We start from the raw sequence: 16,635 nt of genomic DNA, 5'->3' as shown, positions 1-16,635 counted from the left end.
TCAGTTCCCCTCGTTCTCGGTGAGGATGCGGTATTCGGCGCTGCGGGCGTGGGCGGTCAGCGATTCGCCACGGGCCAGGACCGAAGCGGTGTGGCCCAGCTCGGACGCGCCCTGCTCGGAGCAGAAGATGATCGACGAACGCTTCTGGAAGTCGTATACCCCCAGCGGCGAAGAAAAGCGCGCGGTGCCGGAAGTCGGCAAGACGTGGTTGGGGCCTGCGCAGTAGTCACCCAGCGCTTCGCTGGTGTGGCGGCCCATGAAGATCGCGCCGGCGTGGCGGATGTGCGGCAGCCAGGCCTGCGGATCGGCCACCGACAGCTCCAGGTGCTCGGGCGCGATGCGGTTGGCCACGTCCATGGCCTGCTGCATGTCGCGCACCTGGATCAGCGCACCACGGCCATTGATCGACTTCTCGATGATCTCGGCACGCTCCATGGTCGGCAGCAGCTTGTCAATGCTGGCGGCGACGCGATCGAGGAAGGCGACATCCGGGCTGACCAGGATGGCCTGGGCATCTTCGTCGTGCTCGGCCTGGGAGAACAGGTCCATGGCGATCCAGTCCGGATCGGTCTGGCCGTCGCACACCACGAGGATTTCCGACGGACCGGCGATCATGTCGATGCCGACCTGACCGAACACGTGGCGCTTGGCGGTGGCCACGTAGATGTTGCCCGGGCCGACGATCTTGTCCACCTGGGGCACGCTTTCGGTGCCGTAGGCCAGGGCCGCGACGGCCTGGGCACCACCGACGGTGAACACCCGGTCGACACCGGCGATGCAGGCGGCGGCCAGCACCAGTTCATTGACCTCGCCGCGCGGGGTCGGCACCACCATCACCACCTCGGACACCCCGGCGACCTTGGCCGGGATGGCGTTCATCAGCACCGACGAGGGGTACGACGCCTTGCCGCCGGGCACGTACAGGCCGGCGCGGTCCAGCGGGGTGACCTTCTGGCCGAGTACGGTGCCGTCGGCTTCGGTGTACTGCCAGGAGTCCTGCTTCTGCCGCTCGTGGTACATGCGCACACGGCTGGCGGCCTTCTCCAGGGCTTCGCGCTGGGCCGGGGTGATGCGGGTCAGGGCCAGTTCCAGGCGCTCGCGGCCCAGGATCAGGTCATCGATGCTTTTGGCGTCGACGCCGTCGAAACGCTGGGTGAACGCCACCAGGGCTTCGTCGCCACGCTCGCGCACGGCCTTGATGATGTCGAGCACGCGCTGGTTGACCGCGTCATCGGACACACTTTCCCAGCTCAGCAGATGATCCAGATGTCGGGCGAAATCCGGATCAGCAGCGTTGAGACGGGCAATTGCAGTGGACACGGTCATGGCGAGGGCCTCGATGATTAGCGAATGCTCAGGCGCCCTAGGCTACCAGTCCATCCGCGCGGGCACCCGAGAAAATTGGCTATGACGCGGATAGATGGGCGCGACAGCGAAGGTCGCGCGCAGAGGTCAGCCGCGGTGTCGCGATTCGACAGCCTGGCGCAGGGTATCGATCAGGCTCTGGATGCGCGCGTGCTGCATCTTCATGGAGGCCTTGTTGACCACCAGGCGCGAGCTGATGGTGGCGATCAGTTCCTGGGGCTCCAGGCCATTGGCGCGCAAGGTGTTGCCGGTGTCGACCACGTCGATGATCTTGTCGGCCAGGCCGATCAACGGCGCCAGTTCCATGGAGCCGTAGAGCTTGATGATGTCGACCTGGCGGCCCTGCTCGGCGTAATAGCGCTTGGCGACATTGACGAACTTGGTGGCCACGCGCAGGCGGCCCTTGGGCTCCGGTGCTCCCACCGCACCGGCGGTCATCAGCTTGCAACGGGCGATCTGCAGGTCCAGGGGCTCGTACAGGCCCTGGCCACCGTACTCCATGAGCACGTCCTTGCCGGCCACACCCAGGTCGGCGGCGCCATGCTCGACATAGGTCGGCACGTCGGTGGCACGCACGATCAACAGGCGCACGTCTTCCTGGGTCGTGGGGATGATCAGCTTGCGGCTCTTGTCCGGATTCTCGGTCGGCACGATGCCGGCCTCTGCCAGCAGCGGCAGGGTGTCGTCGAGGATGCGGCCCTTGGATAGCGCGATGGTCAACATTGGAGCGTCGGTCCTTAAGCGTCTACTGCCGGCCGGGCACGCGCCCGACCGCATACGATTCGGCTGGCGCGTCCCTGCGCCAATCACAGACTAGCCCGGTACGCGACGGATCTTCGCGCCCAGCATCTGCAGTTTTTCCTCGATGCACTCGTAACCACGGTCGATGTGGTAGATGCGATCGATCAGGGTGTCGCCTTCAGCCACCAGGGCCGACAGCACCAGGCTGGCCGAGGCCCGCAGGTCGGTGGCCATGACCGGTGCGCCCTTGAGCGCCTTGACCCCGGTGACGATGGCGGTGTTGCCTTCGACCTGGATCTGCGCGCCCATGCGGTGCATCTCGTAGACGTGCATGAAGCGGTTCTCGAAGATGGTCTCGATCACCGCGCCCGTGCCTTCGGCGATGGCGTTGAGCGAGATGAACTGCGCCTGCATGTCGGTCGGGAACGCCGGATACGGGGCGGTGCGCAGGTTGACGGCCTTGGGCCGCTTGCCGTGCATGTCCAGCTCGATCCAGTCTTCGCCAGTGGTGATCTCGGCGCCGGCTTCCTTGAGCTTCTCCAGCACCGCCTCGAGGATGGTCGGATCGGTGTCCTTGAGCTTGACGCGGCCACCGGTCACGGCGGCGGCGACCAGGTAGGTGCCGGTCTCGATCCGGTCGGGCATCACGCGGTAGTTGGCCGAGTGCAGGCGCTCGACGCCATCGATGGTGATGGTGTCGGTGCCGGCGCCTTGGATCTTGGCGCCCATGGCGATCAGGAAGTTGGCCAGGTCGACCACCTCCGGCTCACGGGCGGCGTTCTGCAGCACGCTGCGGCCCTTGGCGAGCGCCGCGGCCATCATGATGTTCTCGGTACCGGTCACGCTGACGGTATCGAAGAAGAAGTGCGCGCCACGCAGGCCGCCCTCAGGTGCCTGGGCCTTGATGTAGCCGCCCTCGACCTCGATCTTCGCGCCCATGGCCTCCAGGCCGCGAATGTGCAGGTCGACCGGACGCGAACCGATGGCGCAGCCGCCCGGCAGGGCCACTTCGGCCTTGCCGAAGCGGGCGACCATCGGGCCGAGCACGAGGATCGAGGCACGCATGGTCTTGACCAGCTCGTAGGGGGCGACCAGGGTCTTGATGGTGCGCGGGTCGATCTCCACTGCCAGCTTCTCGTCGATCACAGGCTCGATGCCCATGCGGCCGAACAGCTCGATCATGGTGGTGATGTCGTGCAGGTGCGGCAGGTTGCCCACGGTGACCGGACCGTCGGCCAGCAAGGTGGCCGAGAGGATCGGCAGGGCGGCGTTCTTCGCCCCGGAAATGCGGATCTCGCCGTCGAGGCGGGCGCCGCCAGTGATAATCAGTTTGTCCATTGGAGTCTCGCCGCCAAGTTGGCTCAGGTGCGCTCAGCCCAGGCTGCGCTGCTGAAAAATTTCATGGTTACCGCATGGATGCTGCCATCGGCGATCCACGGGTTCAGGTGAGCATAGATCGCCTGCTGGCGCTTGACCGGGCTCTGGCCGGCCAACTCGTCGCTGATCACGTTCAACTGGAAGTTGCAGCCTTCGCCCTCAACTTCGACCCGGGTTCCCGGCAATTTCTCTTCAAGGAAGTTCTTAACTTCTACGGCCTGCATGCTCAACCTCAATCGGCGCCCTGTGCGCGCGGGTCGGCCATCATACAAAAAAGCCCCTCGCCTGCGAAGCCCATGGACGGGCGTGCTGACCGAGGGGCCATCCATTGAAGGCGAGCCATCAGCCCGCCAGCACTTCATCGAGGTCATACACCTCGGCGATTTCCCGCATGGCGTCGGGCATCTCGCGCACTTCCCACCCCTTGCCCGCCGCCTGGGCGTCACGCATGAACGCCAGCAGCAGGGAAAGGCCGACACTGGAGGACTTCACCACCGCCGAGCAATCCAGCACCAGGCGCGGCTCGCGACAGGCGGCGATCAACGCCTTGCCTTCCTTGCGCAGGGTCGGGCCGCTGCGGTAGTCCAGCACGCCGGCCAGGCGCAGGACGCCCGGCTCGGCCATGCTCACGCCGGCTTCGCTCATTGCACTTCCTTGTCTGGCGACTTGTCGGCGGTTTCCTTGGCCTTGGCCACCTCGCCGGCCCAGCCGTCGATGGTCTTGTCCAGGTCGTTGCCGTTGCGCTGCATGGCGTCGGCGAACTGGTCGCGGAACAGTTTGCCGATGTTGATGCCGTTGACGATGACGTTGCGCACCTTCCACTCGCCGCCCAGCTTGACCATGGTGTACTGGACCGGGTAGACCGCGCCGTTGTTGCCGGTGACCTTCATGCCGACGCTGGTGCGATCGCCTTCCTCGCCCTTGGCCGGGTCGACGGTGATGCCCTGGTTGTTGTACTCCAGCAGGGCATTGCCATAGAACTGCATCAGGCTGCGCTTGAAGTTCTCCTGGAAGCGCTGCATCTGCGCAGGCGTCGCCTTGCGCGAGTACTTGACGGTCATGATGCTCTTGGAAATGCCATCGGCGTCGACCACCGGGCCGAGCACGCGGTTGAGCGCATCGTAGAACGCTTGCGGACTGGTCTTGTACTGTTCCTTGTTGGCCTTGAGGTCGGCCAGCAGTTCGTTGGTGGTGCCCTGGATCACATCACGGGCGGATTGCCCCGGCGCCGCCAGGGCCATCAGGGGGAAGGCCGCCAGCAGGACCAGCAGGCCACGTCGCAGGATCGAAATCATGAAAACTCCTCAATTAGCTGGTTGGGCTTCTTTCGGTTCCTTGCCAACGGAGTTGAGCAGGAACTTGCCAATCAGATCTTCCAGCACCAGGGCCGACTGGGTGTCGTGGATGGTGCTACCGTCCTTGAGCACCTCGTCCTCGCCGCCCACGCTGATGCCGATGTATTTCTCGCCGAGCAACCCGGCGGTCAGGATCGAGGCAGTGGAGTCGGTCGGCAGGTTGTCGACGTGCTTGTCCAGCTGCAGGGTCACCCGACCGGTGTAGGAATCACGGTCCAGATCGATGGCCGTGACCTTGCCGATGGTCACGCCGGCCATGGTCACCTTTGCTCTGACAGTCAAACCGGCGATATTGTCGAAGTACGCATAAACTTTGTACGTGTCGCTGCTCGGGCTGGCGGACAGCCCGCTGACACGCAGGGCCAGCAGCAGCAACGCCAGGATCCCGGCCAGAAGGAACAGGCCGACACCGATTTCCAGGGTGCGGTTTTGCATCAGAAATCTCCAAACATCAAGGCGGTCAGAATAAAGTCCAGACCCAGGACCGCCAACGAGGCGTAGACCACGGTCTTGGTGGTGGCACGGCTGATCCCTTCTGAGGTGGGCTCGCAGTCATACCCCTGGAACACGGCGATCCAGGTGACAACGAAGGCGAACACCAGGCTCTTGATCAGCCCATTGAGCACGTCGTCGGTAAAGGAAACGCTGTTCTGCATGTTGGCCCAGAACGAGCCTTCGTACACGCCCAGCCAGTCCACTGCCACCCAGGACCCGCCCCAGATGCCGACCACGCTGAAGATCAGCGCCAGCATCGGCAGCGAGATGAAGCCTGCCCACAGGCGCGGGGCAACGATGTACTTGAGCGGGTCGACCCCGATCATCTCCAGGCTCGACAGTTGCTCGGTGGATTTCATGTTGCCGATCTCGGCGGTCAGTGCCGAGCCCGCGCGCCCGGCGAACAGCAAGGCGGTGACCACCGGGCCGAGTTCGCGCAGCAGGGTCAGGGCGACCATCTGCCCCACCGCCTGCTCGGAACCGTACTTGGTCAGGATGCTGTAGCCCTGCAGGGCCAGCACCATGCCGATGAACAGGCCAGAGACCACGATGATCGCCAGCGACAGCACGCCAACCGAATACAGCTGCTTGACCAGCAGCTGGAAGCTGCCGCCGATGCCGCCGCGCCCGACCAGCGCATGGAACAGGAACAGGCAGGAACGCCCCAGCACGGCCAGCACGTCGATGGCCGAGCGACCGAGAAGACGGATACGTTCGAGTAAGGATCGTCTGCGCATCAATGCGCCCCCAGCAGATCGGCGCGGTAATCAGGCGCGGGAAAGTGGAATGGCACCGGACCGTCCGGATCGCCCTTCATGAACTGGCGGATACGCGGGTTGTCCGAGCCCATCAGTTCGTCAGGCGTACCCTGCCCCAGCACCTGGCCGTCACCGACCACATAGATGTAGTCGGCGATGCTGGCAGTCTCGGCCAGGTCGTGGGAAACCACGATGCTGGTGATGCCCAGGGCATCGTTGAGCAGGCGGATCAGGCGCACCAGCACGCCCATGGCGATCGGGTCCTGGCCGACGAACGGCTCGTCGTACATGAGGATCTGCGGGTCGAGGGCGATCGCCCGGGCCAGCGCGACCCGGCGCTTCATGCCGCCGGACAGCTCGTCCGGCATCAGGTCGATGGCCCCGCGCAGGCCCACGGCCTGCAGCTTCATCAGGACGATGTCGCGGATCATCTCGTCCGACAACTGGGTGTGCACCCGCAACGGGAAGGCGACGTTCTCGAACACGTCGAGATCGGTAAACAGCGCGCCGCTCTGGAACAGCACGCCCATCTGCTTGCGCGCGTCGAACAGGTCGCCCCGCGACAGGGTCGGCAAGTTCTGCCCAGCGACCCACACCTCGCCGCTGGACGGGCGCAACTGCGCGCCCATCAGGCGCAGCAGGGTCGTCTTGCCGCACCCGGAAGGCCCCATGATGCCGGTGACCTTGCCGCGGGGGATGCGGATGTCGACATTGCTGAAAATGCTGCGCGAACCGCGCTTGAAGGTGACGCCCTTCAACTCGACCGCGTAGGCGCTATCCACACTCATCTAGACTCCTTGCGATGCAGCCTCGTCTCCATGGACGCTCACCTTCATCGTGAAGGCACACGCGCCCCTTGGCGGGCCGAATAGCGGCGAACTATAGCATCGCGGCAGGCCCGCCCCAAGGCCATCGCCCGAGTCGTTCAGGCCAGCGACAGGCTCGCGCGACCTCCGTCCGGCAATCGAAGGATGAGCCTTTCACACATTGCGGCTATAATCGGCGCCTTTTCGTCAGGCATCGTTTTTCGACATGAGCCAATCCAGCGAGCTGATCCAATCCGCCCAGCGCACCCTGCGCCTGGAAGTCGAGGCCGTGGAGGCCCTGCTGGCCCGCATCGACGATAATTTCGTCAAGGCCTGCGAGTTGATCTTGGCCAGCAAGGGCCGGGTCATCGTGCTCGGCATGGGCAAATCGGGCCACATCGGCAACAAGATCGCCGCAACCCTCGCCAGCACCGGCACCCCGGCCTTCTTCGTGCACCCGGCCGAAGCCAGCCACGGCGACATGGGCATGATCACCCGCGACGACGTCATCCTGGCCCTGTCCAACTCAGGCAGCACCGCCGAGATCGTCACCCTGCTGCCGCTGATCAAGCGCCTGGGCATCCAGATGATCAGCCTCACCGGCAACCCGGATTCGCCCCTGGCCCAGGCCGCCGAGGTCAACCTCGATGCCCGCGTCGCCCAGGAGGCCTGCCCATTGAACCTGGCGCCCACCTCGTCCACCACCGCAGCCCTGGCCCTGGGCGACGCCCTGGCCATCGCCCTGCTCGAGGCGCGCGGCTTCACCGCCGAGGACTTCGCTTTCTCGCACCCGGGCGGCGCACTTGGCCGCCGCCTGTTGCTGAAAGTGGAAAACGTCATGCATGCGGACGACGAACTGCCCCAAGTGAAGCGCGGCACCCTGCTCAAGGACGCACTCCTTGAAATGTCTCGTAAAGGTTTAGGCATGACCGTCGTCCTGGAAAACGACGGCAAGCTGGCCGGTATCTTCACCGACGGCGACCTGCGCCGCAGCCTGGATCGCAACATCGACGTGCACAAGACCCCGATCGACCAGGTGATGACCGTCCACGGCAAGACTGCCCGCGCCGAGATGCTGGCCGCCGAAGCCCTGAAGATCATGGAAGACCACAAGATCAACGCACTCGTGGTGGTCGACCAGGACGACCGCCCGGTCGGCGCCCTGAACATGCATGACTTGCTGCGCGCGGGGGTGATGTGATGGGGAGCGACGCGATGAACCAGGACCTGATGCAACGCGGCAAGGCGATCAAGCTGGCGGTGTTCGACGTCGATGGCGTGCTTACCGATGGCCGCCTGTACTTCCTCGAGGACGGCAGCGAATTCAAGACCTTCAATACCCTCGACGGCCATGGCATCAAGATGCTGATGGCCTCGGGCGTGACCACGGCGATCATCAGCGGGCGCAAGACCCCGGTGGTCGAACGCCGGGCCAGGAACCTGGGTATCCCGCACCTGTTCCAAGGCCGCGAGGACAAACTGGTGGTACTCGACGGCCTGCTGGCGGAACTGGGCCTAAGCTATGAACAGGTTGCCTACTTGGGCGACGACCTGCCCGACCTGCCGGCGATCCGCCGGGTCGGCCTGGGCATGGCAGTAGCCAATGCCGCGCCGTTCGTGCGCCAGCACGCCCATGGCGTGACCCAGGCACGTGGCGGCGAAGGCGCCGCCCGCGAGTTCTGCGAACTGATCATGCAGGCCCAGGGAACCCTGGACGCTGCCAACGCCAACTACCTGTAAGGCCGTACATGCTCAGCAAGAAAGCCCGAAACATCGCGCTGTTCGGTGCGATCGCCGCCCTGCTGGTGGCGGTCGGCTACTGGAACATCAGCCCCGAGAGCTTCCTCGACAGGCCAGTGGCCCAGGTCGACCAGAGCGCCATCGACTACTACGCGATCAACGCCCACAGCGTGCAGTTCCTGCCCGACGGCAAGCTGCAGTACGAAATGACCGCCGACAAGGTCGAGCACCTGAAGGCCAGCGAAGTGACCCTGGTGACCAAGCCCGACCTGCACCTGTATCGGGGCACCCCGTATCCCTGGCACGTACAGAGTGAACGCGCCGAGGTCAACCCGGACGGCAGCGAGGTCGAGCTGATCGACAAGGTCCGCGTTGCCCGTACCGACGCGAAACAACGCGATACCATCATCACCACTACCCGCATGACCGTGTTCCCGCAGAAGCAATATGCGCAGACCGAGCAAGCCGTTAGAATCGACGGCGCCGGTGGCACGACCACGGGCAAAGGAATGAAAGCGTATCTGAAAGACGGCAGGATGGACCTGCTGTCCAACGTAAGAGGACAGTATGAGGCTCGTTAAAACCCTCCCCCTTCTGCTCAGCCTGGGCGCGGCACTGGGAAGCGCGAGCGCCTTGGCCCTGCCGAACGACCGTGACCAGCCCATCCGCATCCAGGCCGACAACGCCCACCTGGATGACAAGCAGGGCGTTGCCACCTACACCGGCGACGTGATCATCACCCAGGGCTCGATGATGATCAAAGGCAATACCGTGACCATCACCCGCGCCGCCTCCGGCGATATCGACGTGGTCACCTCGGTGGGCAACCTGGCCTACTTCGAGCAGCAGCAGAGCGCCGCCAAGCCCGACAAGATGAAGGGCTGGGCCGTGACCATCCAGTACCAGGCGCTGAAGGACATGGTGATCCTCACCGACCGCGCCAAGGTCGAGAACGAAGGCAACACCACCGAGGGCGAGAAGATCGTCTACAACACCAAGACCCAGGTGGCTACCGCCGGTCGCGGTGGCAACGTGACCTCGCCGCGTCAGCGCATCGACATGGTGATCCAGCCGAAGAAGAAGGCCGAGTAAATCAGATGGCAACCCTCAAAGCCCAGCACCTGGCCAAGAGCTACAAGGGCCGCCAGGTCGTCCGCGACGTCAGCCTGTCGATCGACAGCGGCCAGATCGTCGGCCTGCTCGGTCCCAATGGCGCCGGCAAGACCACCTGCTTCTACATGATCGTCGGGCTGGTCCAGGCCGACCAGGGCCGCGTGCTGATCGACAGCCTCGACGTCAGTCACCAGCCCATGCACGGCCGCGCCCGTGCCGGTATCGGCTACCTGCCGCAGGAAGCCTCGATCTTTCGCAAACTGTCGGTGGCCGACAACATCATGGCCATCCTCGAGACCCGCAAGGATCTGGACCGTGACGGCCGACGCAAGGAACTGGAAAGCCTGCTGCAGGAGTTCCACATCAGCCACATCCGCGACAACCTCGGCATGAGCCTCTCCGGTGGCGAACGCCGCCGTGTCGAGATCGCCCGTGCGTTGGCCACCGCGCCGAAGTTCATCCTGCTGGACGAACCCTTCGCCGGTGTCGACCCGATTTCCGTTGGCGATATCAAGCAGATCATCCACCACCTCAAGGCCAAGGGCATCGGCGTGCTGATCACCGACCACAACGTGCGCGAAACCCTTGATATCTGCGAAACCGCCTACATCGTCAATGATGGCCAGCTGATCGCCGAAGGCGACGCCGAGACCATCCTGGCCAACGACCTGGTCAAGGAGGTTTACCTGGGCCACGAGTTCCGGCTCTAACGCTAGGAGTCTGCCCGGAGCACTGGCACAGGCGCCCGAGAAGGGCTTAAGTGATACAGTGCTCTAGGCAAACGCTACAATTTAAGGCATAAAACTTGCTTGAAGTTGGCGCCCCGGCGCCCTCTCTGTAGTGGATGGCGCATGTGCGCCGGCGAACAAGGTATTTAGCCCCTGCCATGAAACCATCGCTCGTCCTAAAAATGGGCCAGCAACTGACGATGACCCCGCAGTTGCAACAGGCTATCCGTCTGCTTCAGCTCTCCACCCTGGACCTTCAGCAGGAAATCCAGGAAGCGCTGGAGTCCAACCCGATGCTCGAACGTCAGGAAGACGGCGACGACTTCGACAACAGCGACCCGATGGCCGACAACGCCGAGAGCAAACCGGCCAGCGAACCCCAGGACAGCAGTTTCCAGGAAAGCACGGCCAGTGCCGACAACCTGGAGGATGGCGAATGGAACGAGCGCATCCCCAACGAGCTGCCGGTGGACACGGCCTGGGAGGACATCTACCAGACCAGCGCCAGCAGCCTGCCCAGCAGCGATGACGACGAGTGGGACTTCACCACCCGCACGTCGATCGGCGAGAGCCTGCAAAGCCACCTGCTGTGGCAACTGAACCTGGCGCCGATGTCCGACACCGACCGCCTGATCGCCGTCACCCTCATCGACAGCATCAACGGCCAGGGCTACCTGGAAGACAGCCTCGAGGAAATCTGCGCCGGCTTCGAGCCGGAGCTGGATATCGAGCTGGATGAAGTCGAGGCGGTGCTGCACCGTATCCAGCAATTCGAGCCCGCCGGCATCGGCGCACGCAACCTGGGCGAATGCCTGCTGCTGCAACTGCGCCAACTGCCAGCCAGCACGCCGTGGATGGCCGAAGCCCAGCGCCTGGTCACCGACTTCATCGACCTGCTCGGCAGCCGCGACTACAGCCAGCTGATGCGCCGCATGAAGCTCAAGGAAGACGAACTGCGCCAGGTCATCGAGCTGGTGCAGAGCCTCAATCCGCGCCCGGGCTCGCAGATCGAGTCGAGCGAGCCGGAGTACGTGGTCCCCGATGTCATCGTGCGCAAGGACAACGACCGCTGGCTGGTGGAACTGAACCAGGAAGCGATCCCGCGCCTGCGGGTCAATCCACAGTATGCCGGGTTCGTCCGCCGCGCCGACACCAGCGCCGACAACACCTTCATGCGCAACCAGTTGCAGGAGGCGCGCTGGTTCATCAAGAGCCTGCAGAGCCGCAACGAGACGCTGATGAAGGTCGCCACCCAGATCGTCGAGCACCAGCGTGGCTTCCTCGACCATGGCGACGAGGCGATGAAGCCGCTGGTCCTGCACGACATCGCCGAGGCGGTGGGCATGCACGAATCGACCATTTCCCGGGTCACGACGCAGAAATACATGCACACGCCCCGTGGCATCTACGAACTGAAATACTTTTTCTCGAGCCATGTGAGCACCGCCGAAGGCGGCGAATGCTCGTCCACGGCGATCCGTGCGATCATCAAGAAACTGGTTGCGGCGGAAAATCAGAAAAAGCCATTGAGTGACAGCAAGATCGCTGGTTTACTGGAGGCACAAGGCATCCAGGTAGCCCGTCGCACCGTCGCCAAGTATCGTGAGTCCCTCGGCATCGCACCGTCGAGCGAACGCAAGCGACTGATGTAGCCCCTGGCTGTGCCATAGCGTTTCAGTGGCAGGTGCAATACCTGCCCTTTATGCACGGGCAACAAAGGAGAAGCTGTATGCAAGTCAACATCAGTGGACACCATGTAGAAGTCACCCAGCCGCTGCGTGAGTACGTACTCGAGAAGCTCGCTCGCGTGGAGGGCCACTTCGACAAGATCACCAACGTGCAGGTCATCCTGACAGTCGAGAAGTTGCAGCAGAAGGTCGAGGCGACCCTGCAGATTCCCGGCGGCGAAGTGGTTGCAAACGCCGAAGACAAAGACATGTATGCAGCGATCGACGCCCTGGCTGACAAGCTCGACCGCCAACTGAAAAAACACAAGGAAAAACAGCAAAGCCTGCTGCAAGGTGCAGCCGCCCGCTGATCCCCCTCATCCATGATCCGACTTGAAACCATCCTGACCCCCGGCCGTTCCCTCGTGAACGTGCCGGGCGGCAGCAAGAAGCGTGTGCTCCAGGAAATCGCCACCCTGATCGCCAGGGACGTGGCCGAACTGGAAATGGAAGACGTATTCGAGAAACTGGTCGCCCGCGAGAAGCTGGGCTCCACCGGTTTCGGCAATGGCATCGCCATTCCCCACTGCCGGCTCGAAGGCTGCACCGCACCGGTCAGCGCCCTGCTGCACCTGGATGCCCCCATCGACTACGACGCCATCGACGGCGCTCCCGTGGACCTGCTGTTCGTCCTGCTGGTACCGGAAGCCGCCACCGATGCCCACCTTGAACTGCTGCGCCAGATCGCCAGCATGCTCGATCGCAAGGAGGTCCGCGATCGCCTGCGTGCCGCCGACAGCAGCGAGGCCCTGTACCAGGTAGTCCTGGACGCACAGAACGAGCACTGAACATGCGCCTGATCATCGTCAGCGGCCGGTCCGGCTCCGGCAAGAGTACCGCCCTCGACGTGCTGGAAGACAACGGCTACTACTGCATCGACAACCTGCCTGCCGGGTTGTTGCCGCAATTGGCGGAAAATGCGCTGGTCAATACCGAGATGCTGCAACCGAAGGTCGCCGTCTCCATCGATGCACGCAACCTGCCCAGCCATCTGTCGCGATTCCCCGAATTGCTCGAGGAGGCGCGTGCCCGGCATATCCAGTGCGACGTGCTGTACCTGGATGCGGACGAGGAGACCCTGCTCAAGCGCTTCTCCGAGACCCGCCGGCGCCACCCGCTGACCAACGCCGATCGTTCCCTGGCCGAGGCGATCCGCGTCGAGAGCGAACTGCTCGGCCCGATCGCCGACCTGGCGGACCTGAAGATCGACACCACCAGCCTCAACCTCTACCAGTTGCGCGACTCGATCAAGCTGCGCCTGCTCAACCAGCCTGAGCCCGGTACCGCCTTCCTGGTCGAGTCCTTCGGCTTCAAGCGCGGCATGCCTGTGGATGCCGACCTGGTGTTCGATGTGCGCTGCCTGCCCAATCCCTACTGGAAGCCGGAACTGCGTGAGCACTCCGGCCTGGAGCAGCCAGTGATCGACTACCTCGACGCCCAGCCGGATGTCGAGGAGATGTTCCAGGACATCTCCAGCTACCTGCTCAAGTGGCTGCCACGCTTCGCCGCCAGCAACCGCGCCTATGTCACCATCGCCATCGGCTGCACCGGTGGTCACCACCGCTCGGTGTACCTGACCGAACGGCTGGGCCAGCAGTTGCAGCAATCCCTGAAAAACGTCCAGGTCCGCCACCGCGACCTCTAGCCCACAGGACCCGCACCACGATGCCCGCCCGCGAAATCACCATCATCAACAAGCTGGGTCTGCATGCCCGGGCGGCCGCCAAGTTCGTCGGCGTGGCCGGGCGCTTCCCCTGCCAGATCAGGGTGGGCCGCGCACCGGACAAGCTGGTGGATGGCAAGAGCATCATGGCGGTGATGATGCTCGCCGCTGGCAAGGGTACCCAGGTCCACCTGCACACCGAGGGCGAGCAGGATGACGCGGCCATGGATGCATTGGTGGCACTGATCAACAATCGCTTCGACGAAGGCGAATAGCCCCCGGGATTCCCTCGAACCTTTGCGCAACATCTCCTGCCAATTGTCAGGAGCAGGTTCTGTTCGATTGCCTTACCTATATCGGTATGGATTGAAGGCGATCCCATGGAACCACACAAGCAAATCAAGCCTTTGTATTGGGTCGCCAGCAGTAGGAAAGATATTCAGAAACGCCCCGCCGATGTCCAAGATGTCTTCGGTTTTGCCCCGCACTTGGCGCAGGAGGGAGGCAGGCATCCGCAAACGAAGGCCTTGAAAGGCTTCTCAGGCTCGAAGTCGTGGAAGATCATGGCAACAACACCTATCGCGCCGTCTATTCCGCGGCATCAGCGAAACGAAGATGATCGAGTGCCTGGCGCGCCTGGGGCGGGATATACAAATTGTCATCAAGGCCGCCCCGCGCACACGTCGTGAAGGACGCGTGGAAGTGATCTATGCCTGAGCCAACGGCATAAGCAAAAAAAGGTACTCCCCACCTTCGCCATGCTCACGACATCGCCGTATCCATCACCATCATCAGGCAGAAGCCGACGCACAGCCCCAGGCTGGCCAAGCGATGATGGCCGTTGCTGCGAGACTCAGGGATGATCTCCTGGGTCACCACCAACAGCATGGCCCCCGCCGCGCAGGCCAGGCCCAGTGGCAGCAGTAGCTCGGCGATGTTCACCAGCCAGGCGCACACCACCGCCGCCAGCGGCTCGACCAACCCGGAAGCGGCCCCGATCAGGAACGCCTTGAAACGTGGCATCCCCGCCCCCGCCAGCACCAGGGCGATCACCAAGCCTTCGGGTACGTCCTGCAGGGCGATACCCATGGCCAGGCTGTCGGCATCGGCCATGCCGCCGCCGGCCGACACACCGATGGCCATACCTTCCGGGATGTTGTGCGCGATGATGGCAATGACGAACAGCCAGATCCGTGCGGCGATCACCGGCTTGTTCTCGCCACCGACCAAAGCCTCCGGCGAGGCGCCCGACACCTTGAGGTCGACCAGGAACAGGCACAGGGCACCGAACAACAGGCCGAAGCTGATCAGCCCACCGGCGCCCCAAGGGCTGAAGCCAATGGCCTGGGCCGCATCCAGCCCGGGGATGATCAGGGAAAACGCCGTGGCCGCCAGCATCACCCCAGCGCCGAAGCCCAGCAGGGTGTCGGCCAGGGCCACCGGCATGTTGCGGATGACCAGTACCGGCACCGCGCCCAGCGCCGTGCCCAAGGCACACAGCGCTCCGCCCTCGAGGGCGCGCAGCATGCGCGGCTCGAGGTCCAGCCAGGCGATGCCGCGCGCCACCAGCAACGCAGTGCCGCCCAACAACAGCAAGGTGCCCAGCGCCAGCCGAAACAGGCGCACACTGCTGACAGACATCACCTCCGAGCGCATACCGGTTCGACTCACTTCAGGGCTTCAAGGTAGCGGCGTTCGACTTCAGTCCAATCGATGACGTTGTAGAACGCACCGATGTATTCCGGACGACGGTTCTGGTACTTCAGGTAATAGGCATGCTCCCAGACGTCCAGGCCGAGGATCGGCGTGTTGCCGTGCATCAAGGGGCTGTCCTGGTTACCGCTGCTCTCCACCACCAGGGTCTTGGCCGGGGTCACGCTGAGCCAGGCCCAGCCGCTGCCGAAGCGGGTCAGCGCAGCCTTGGTGAAAGCCTCCTTGAAGGCCTCGAAGCCACCCAGTTGCTCGTCGATGGCCTTGGCCACCTGGCCCTGGGGCTGGCCACCGCCCTTGGGCGACATCACAGTCCAGAACAAGGTGTGGTTGGCATGGCCGCCGCCCTGGTTGACCACCGCGCCTTGCAGTTGCTCGGGCAGTTGCTTGACCGCGCCCACCAGCTTCTCGACCGGCCATTCGGCCCATTCGGTGCCTTCGATGGCGGCGTTGAGGTTGTTGATGTAGGTCTGGTGGTGCTTGGTGTGGTGGATCTCCATGGTCTGGGTATCGATATGCGGCTCCAGCGCATCGTAGGCATAAGGCAACGCAGGCAAGGTATGGGGCATGTCAATGGATTCCGTAGGCGTGTGAACGATGAATCGGTTCGCGCTGGGCGGCCAGCTCGCTCGCCCCTGGCGCATGGCGATCGAGTAGGCGCTCGGTACGCGGGTACTGGCCGTATTCGGCGATGAACCCCAGCAACTCGGTGTAGGTCCGGCCGCTGTGGCGCAACGCCGCCTCGCGCAGGGCCTGGGGCAGGCGCGGGTCCTGGCTGGCCTGAAGCAAGCGCTGGTGGGCGGCGCACAGGTAGTCGGCGCTCTCATGAGGCTGGTTCAGGCGCAAGTGCAGGTCGGCCAGGTTGTGGTGGGCGATGACGAACGCAGCCACCGCTTCGTCCACGTCATGCCAGCGCTCGAACAGCACCTGGGCCAGCGCCAAGGCCTGCAGGTAGTGTTCCCGGGCATCGACCAGCTCGCCCTGTTCGAACAGGCGGTTGGCGGTTTCCGTGGTGTGTTTCCAGTGCTGCATGACGTGTCTCCTGGGCGGTGCTGGA

At 63.9% G+C, this 16,635-nt stretch carries 22 protein-coding genes and 1 pseudogene; 11 read left to right on the top strand and 12 right to left on the bottom strand.

Translation table 11 applies throughout. The features are described 5' to 3' along the window. The 9 genes from hisD to NJF35_RS00995 form a co-directional block, all read right to left on the bottom strand. A complete protein-coding gene (gene hisD, locus NJF35_RS01035; protein WP_225787188.1) occupies positions 1-1,326 on the bottom strand; it encodes a histidinol dehydrogenase in 1,326 nt (441 codons plus the stop codon). A gap of 126 nt (positions 1,327-1,452) precedes the next feature. Beyond that, positions 1,453-2,088, bottom strand: coding sequence for an ATP phosphoribosyltransferase (hisG, locus tag NJF35_RS01030; RefSeq protein WP_225787187.1), 636 nt, complete (start codon positions 2,086-2,088; stop codon positions 1,453-1,455). A gap of 90 nt (positions 2,089-2,178) precedes the next feature. Further along, complete coding sequence (gene murA / locus NJF35_RS01025) at positions 2,179-3,444, bottom strand: UDP-N-acetylglucosamine 1-carboxyvinyltransferase (protein ID WP_225787186.1); 1,266 nt, start codon at positions 3,442-3,444, stop codon at positions 2,179-2,181. A gap of 23 nt (positions 3,445-3,467) precedes the next feature. Further along, positions 3,468-3,707, bottom strand: a complete 240-nt coding sequence (locus NJF35_RS01020; protein ID WP_225787185.1) for a BolA family protein — start codon at positions 3,705-3,707, stop codon at positions 3,468-3,470. 118 nt (positions 3,708-3,825) lie between these two features. Further along, positions 3,826-4,128, bottom strand: coding sequence for a lipid asymmetry maintenance protein MlaB (locus NJF35_RS01015; RefSeq protein ID WP_225787184.1), 303 nt, complete (start codon positions 4,126-4,128; stop codon positions 3,826-3,828). Continuing rightward, positions 4,125-4,778 carry a phospholipid-binding protein MlaC gene (locus NJF35_RS01010; protein ID WP_225787183.1) on the bottom strand — a complete coding sequence of 218 codons (654 nt, stop codon included), beginning with the start codon at positions 4,776-4,778 and terminating at the stop codon, positions 4,125-4,127. The genes NJF35_RS01015 and NJF35_RS01010 overlap by 4 nt, the downstream gene beginning before the upstream one ends. 9 nt (positions 4,779-4,787) lie before the next feature. Next, complete coding sequence (mlaD, locus tag NJF35_RS01005; RefSeq protein WP_225787182.1) at positions 4,788-5,273, bottom strand: outer membrane lipid asymmetry maintenance protein MlaD; 486 nt, start codon at positions 5,271-5,273, stop codon at positions 4,788-4,790. Further along, on the bottom strand, positions 5,273-6,070 hold the full coding sequence (gene mlaE, locus NJF35_RS01000; protein WP_225787181.1) for a lipid asymmetry maintenance ABC transporter permease subunit MlaE: 798 nt from the start codon (positions 6,068-6,070) through the stop codon (positions 5,273-5,275). The genes mlaD and mlaE overlap by 1 nt, the downstream gene beginning before the upstream one ends. Then, positions 6,070-6,879 (bottom strand): ATP-binding cassette domain-containing protein, encoded by an 810-nt coding sequence (locus NJF35_RS00995; RefSeq protein ID WP_225787180.1) that lies wholly within the window; start codon positions 6,877-6,879, stop codon positions 6,070-6,072. Before NJF35_RS00995 ends, mlaE begins: the two co-directional genes overlap by 1 nt. Positions 6,880-7,123: 244 nt before the next feature. Here NJF35_RS00995 and NJF35_RS00990 point away from each other — a divergent pair, with 244 nt between their 5' ends. The 11 genes and pseudogenes from NJF35_RS00990 to NJF35_RS00940 all read left to right on the top strand — a co-directional run. Then, positions 7,124-8,098: a KpsF/GutQ family sugar-phosphate isomerase gene (locus NJF35_RS00990; protein ID WP_225787179.1), complete on the top strand. Its 975-nt coding sequence runs from the start codon at positions 7,124-7,126 to the stop codon at positions 8,096-8,098. 14 nt (positions 8,099-8,112) lie between these two features. After that, positions 8,113-8,637: a KdsC family phosphatase gene (locus NJF35_RS00985; RefSeq protein WP_253090592.1), complete on the top strand. Its 525-nt coding sequence runs from the start codon at positions 8,113-8,115 to the stop codon at positions 8,635-8,637. A gap of 8 nt (positions 8,638-8,645) precedes the next feature. After that, entirely contained in the window at positions 8,646-9,218 is a 573-nt protein-coding gene (gene lptC, locus NJF35_RS00980) for an LPS export ABC transporter periplasmic protein LptC (protein WP_225787177.1), read from the top strand. Then, positions 9,205-9,729, top strand: coding sequence for a lipopolysaccharide transport periplasmic protein LptA (gene lptA / locus NJF35_RS00975; protein WP_225787176.1), 525 nt, complete (start codon positions 9,205-9,207; stop codon positions 9,727-9,729). The genes lptC and lptA overlap by 14 nt, the downstream gene beginning before the upstream one ends. Before the next feature lie 5 nt (positions 9,730-9,734). Continuing rightward, positions 9,735-10,460, top strand: coding sequence for an LPS export ABC transporter ATP-binding protein (lptB, locus tag NJF35_RS00970; protein ID WP_225787175.1), 726 nt, complete (start codon positions 9,735-9,737; stop codon positions 10,458-10,460). A 176-nt stretch (positions 10,461-10,636) separates the two neighbouring features. Further along, positions 10,637-12,130, top strand: coding sequence for an RNA polymerase factor sigma-54 (locus NJF35_RS00965; RefSeq protein ID WP_225787174.1), 1,494 nt, complete (start codon positions 10,637-10,639; stop codon positions 12,128-12,130). Between the two features lie 77 nt (positions 12,131-12,207). Further along, complete coding sequence (gene hpf, locus NJF35_RS00960) at positions 12,208-12,516, top strand: ribosome hibernation-promoting factor, HPF/YfiA family (protein WP_225787173.1); 309 nt, start codon at positions 12,208-12,210, stop codon at positions 12,514-12,516. Between the two features lie 12 nt (positions 12,517-12,528). Further along, positions 12,529-12,993: a PTS IIA-like nitrogen regulatory protein PtsN gene (gene ptsN, locus NJF35_RS00955; protein WP_253090591.1), complete on the top strand. Its 465-nt coding sequence runs from the start codon at positions 12,529-12,531 to the stop codon at positions 12,991-12,993. 2 nt (positions 12,994-12,995) lie between these two features. Continuing rightward, positions 12,996-13,850: an RNase adapter RapZ gene (gene rapZ / locus NJF35_RS00950; protein WP_225787171.1), complete on the top strand. Its 855-nt coding sequence runs from the start codon at positions 12,996-12,998 to the stop codon at positions 13,848-13,850. Between the two features lie 20 nt (positions 13,851-13,870). Then, a complete protein-coding gene (locus NJF35_RS00945) occupies positions 13,871-14,143 on the top strand; it encodes an HPr family phosphocarrier protein (RefSeq protein ID WP_225787170.1) in 273 nt (90 codons plus the stop codon). A gap of 307 nt (positions 14,144-14,450) precedes the next feature. Next, positions 14,451-14,585 (top strand): annotated as a pseudogene (locus NJF35_RS00940) (transcriptional regulator); the annotation flags it as partial. Positions 14,586-14,630: 45 nt separating this feature from the next. Here the strand turns inward: NJF35_RS00940 and NJF35_RS00935 are convergent. From NJF35_RS00935 to NJF35_RS00925, 3 genes are read right to left on the bottom strand one after another with little or no spacing between them, the layout of a single operon-like run. Next, positions 14,631-15,524 (bottom strand): ZIP family metal transporter, encoded by an 894-nt coding sequence (locus tag NJF35_RS00935; protein WP_253090650.1) that lies wholly within the window; start codon positions 15,522-15,524, stop codon positions 14,631-14,633. An 11-nt stretch (positions 15,525-15,535) separates the two neighbouring features. Then, positions 15,536-16,147, bottom strand: coding sequence for a superoxide dismutase (locus tag NJF35_RS00930; RefSeq protein ID WP_253081368.1), 612 nt, complete (start codon positions 16,145-16,147; stop codon positions 15,536-15,538). A gap of 1 nt (position 16,148) precedes the next feature. Then, a complete protein-coding gene (locus tag NJF35_RS00925) occupies positions 16,149-16,610 on the bottom strand; it encodes a DUF2753 domain-containing protein (RefSeq protein ID WP_253090590.1) in 462 nt (153 codons plus the stop codon). Positions 16,611-16,635 lie beyond the last annotated feature (25 nt).

This window comes from Pseudomonas guariconensis, from assembly GCF_024127895.1.
Lineage (GTDB): Bacteria > Pseudomonadota > Gammaproteobacteria > Pseudomonadales > Pseudomonadaceae > Aquipseudomonas > Aquipseudomonas guariconensis_B.
The sequence above is the reverse complement of the archived record's forward strand: the minus strand, read 5'-3'. Positions and strand labels throughout refer to the sequence as shown.

What these genes read in the sequence shown, in the direction of transcription:
- hisD (WP_225787188.1), bottom strand. Translation starts at nt 1,326, where the DNA reads ATGACCGTGTCCACTGCAATTGCCCGTCTCAACGCTGCTGATCCGGAT.
- hisG (WP_225787187.1), bottom strand. Translation starts at nt 2,088, where the DNA reads ATGTTGACCATCGCGCTATCCAAGGGCCGCATCCTCGACGACACCCTG.
- murA (WP_225787186.1), bottom strand. Translation starts at nt 3,444, where the DNA reads ATGGACAAACTGATTATCACTGGCGGCGCCCGCCTCGACGGCGAGATC.
- NJF35_RS01020 (WP_225787185.1), bottom strand. Translation starts at nt 3,707, where the DNA reads ATGCAGGCCGTAGAAGTTAAGAACTTCCTTGAAGAGAAATTGCCGGGA.
- NJF35_RS01015 (WP_225787184.1), bottom strand. Translation starts at nt 4,128, where the DNA reads ATGAGCGAAGCCGGCGTGAGCATGGCCGAGCCGGGCGTCCTGCGCCTG.
- NJF35_RS01010 (WP_225787183.1), bottom strand. Translation starts at nt 4,778, where the DNA reads ATGATTTCGATCCTGCGACGTGGCCTGCTGGTCCTGCTGGCGGCCTTC.
- mlaD (WP_225787182.1), bottom strand. Translation starts at nt 5,273, where the DNA reads ATGCAAAACCGCACCCTGGAAATCGGTGTCGGCCTGTTCCTTCTGGCC.
- mlaE (WP_225787181.1), bottom strand. Translation starts at nt 6,070, where the DNA reads ATGCGCAGACGATCCTTACTCGAACGTATCCGTCTTCTCGGTCGCTCG.
- NJF35_RS00995 (WP_225787180.1), bottom strand. Translation starts at nt 6,879, where the DNA reads ATGAGTGTGGATAGCGCCTACGCGGTCGAGTTGAAGGGCGTCACCTTC.
- NJF35_RS00990 (WP_225787179.1), top strand. Translation starts at nt 7,124, where the DNA reads ATGAGCCAATCCAGCGAGCTGATCCAATCCGCCCAGCGCACCCTGCGC.
- NJF35_RS00985 (WP_253090592.1), top strand. Translation starts at nt 8,113, where the DNA reads ATGAACCAGGACCTGATGCAACGCGGCAAGGCGATCAAGCTGGCGGTG.
- lptC (WP_225787177.1), top strand. Translation starts at nt 8,646, where the DNA reads ATGCTCAGCAAGAAAGCCCGAAACATCGCGCTGTTCGGTGCGATCGCC.
- lptA (WP_225787176.1), top strand. Translation starts at nt 9,205, where the DNA reads ATGAGGCTCGTTAAAACCCTCCCCCTTCTGCTCAGCCTGGGCGCGGCA.
- lptB (WP_225787175.1), top strand. Translation starts at nt 9,735, where the DNA reads ATGGCAACCCTCAAAGCCCAGCACCTGGCCAAGAGCTACAAGGGCCGC.
- NJF35_RS00965 (WP_225787174.1), top strand. Translation starts at nt 10,637, where the DNA reads ATGAAACCATCGCTCGTCCTAAAAATGGGCCAGCAACTGACGATGACC.
- hpf (WP_225787173.1), top strand. Translation starts at nt 12,208, where the DNA reads ATGCAAGTCAACATCAGTGGACACCATGTAGAAGTCACCCAGCCGCTG.
- ptsN (WP_253090591.1), top strand. Translation starts at nt 12,529, where the DNA reads ATGATCCGACTTGAAACCATCCTGACCCCCGGCCGTTCCCTCGTGAAC.
- rapZ (WP_225787171.1), top strand. Translation starts at nt 12,996, where the DNA reads ATGCGCCTGATCATCGTCAGCGGCCGGTCCGGCTCCGGCAAGAGTACC.
- NJF35_RS00945 (WP_225787170.1), top strand. Translation starts at nt 13,871, where the DNA reads ATGCCCGCCCGCGAAATCACCATCATCAACAAGCTGGGTCTGCATGCC.
- NJF35_RS00935 (WP_253090650.1), bottom strand. Translation starts at nt 15,524, where the DNA reads ATGCGCTCGGAGGTGATGTCTGTCAGCAGTGTGCGCCTGTTTCGGCTG.
- NJF35_RS00930 (WP_253081368.1), bottom strand. Translation starts at nt 16,147, where the DNA reads ATGCCCCATACCTTGCCTGCGTTGCCTTATGCCTACGATGCGCTGGAG.
- NJF35_RS00925 (WP_253090590.1), bottom strand. Translation starts at nt 16,610, where the DNA reads ATGCAGCACTGGAAACACACCACGGAAACCGCCAACCGCCTGTTCGAA.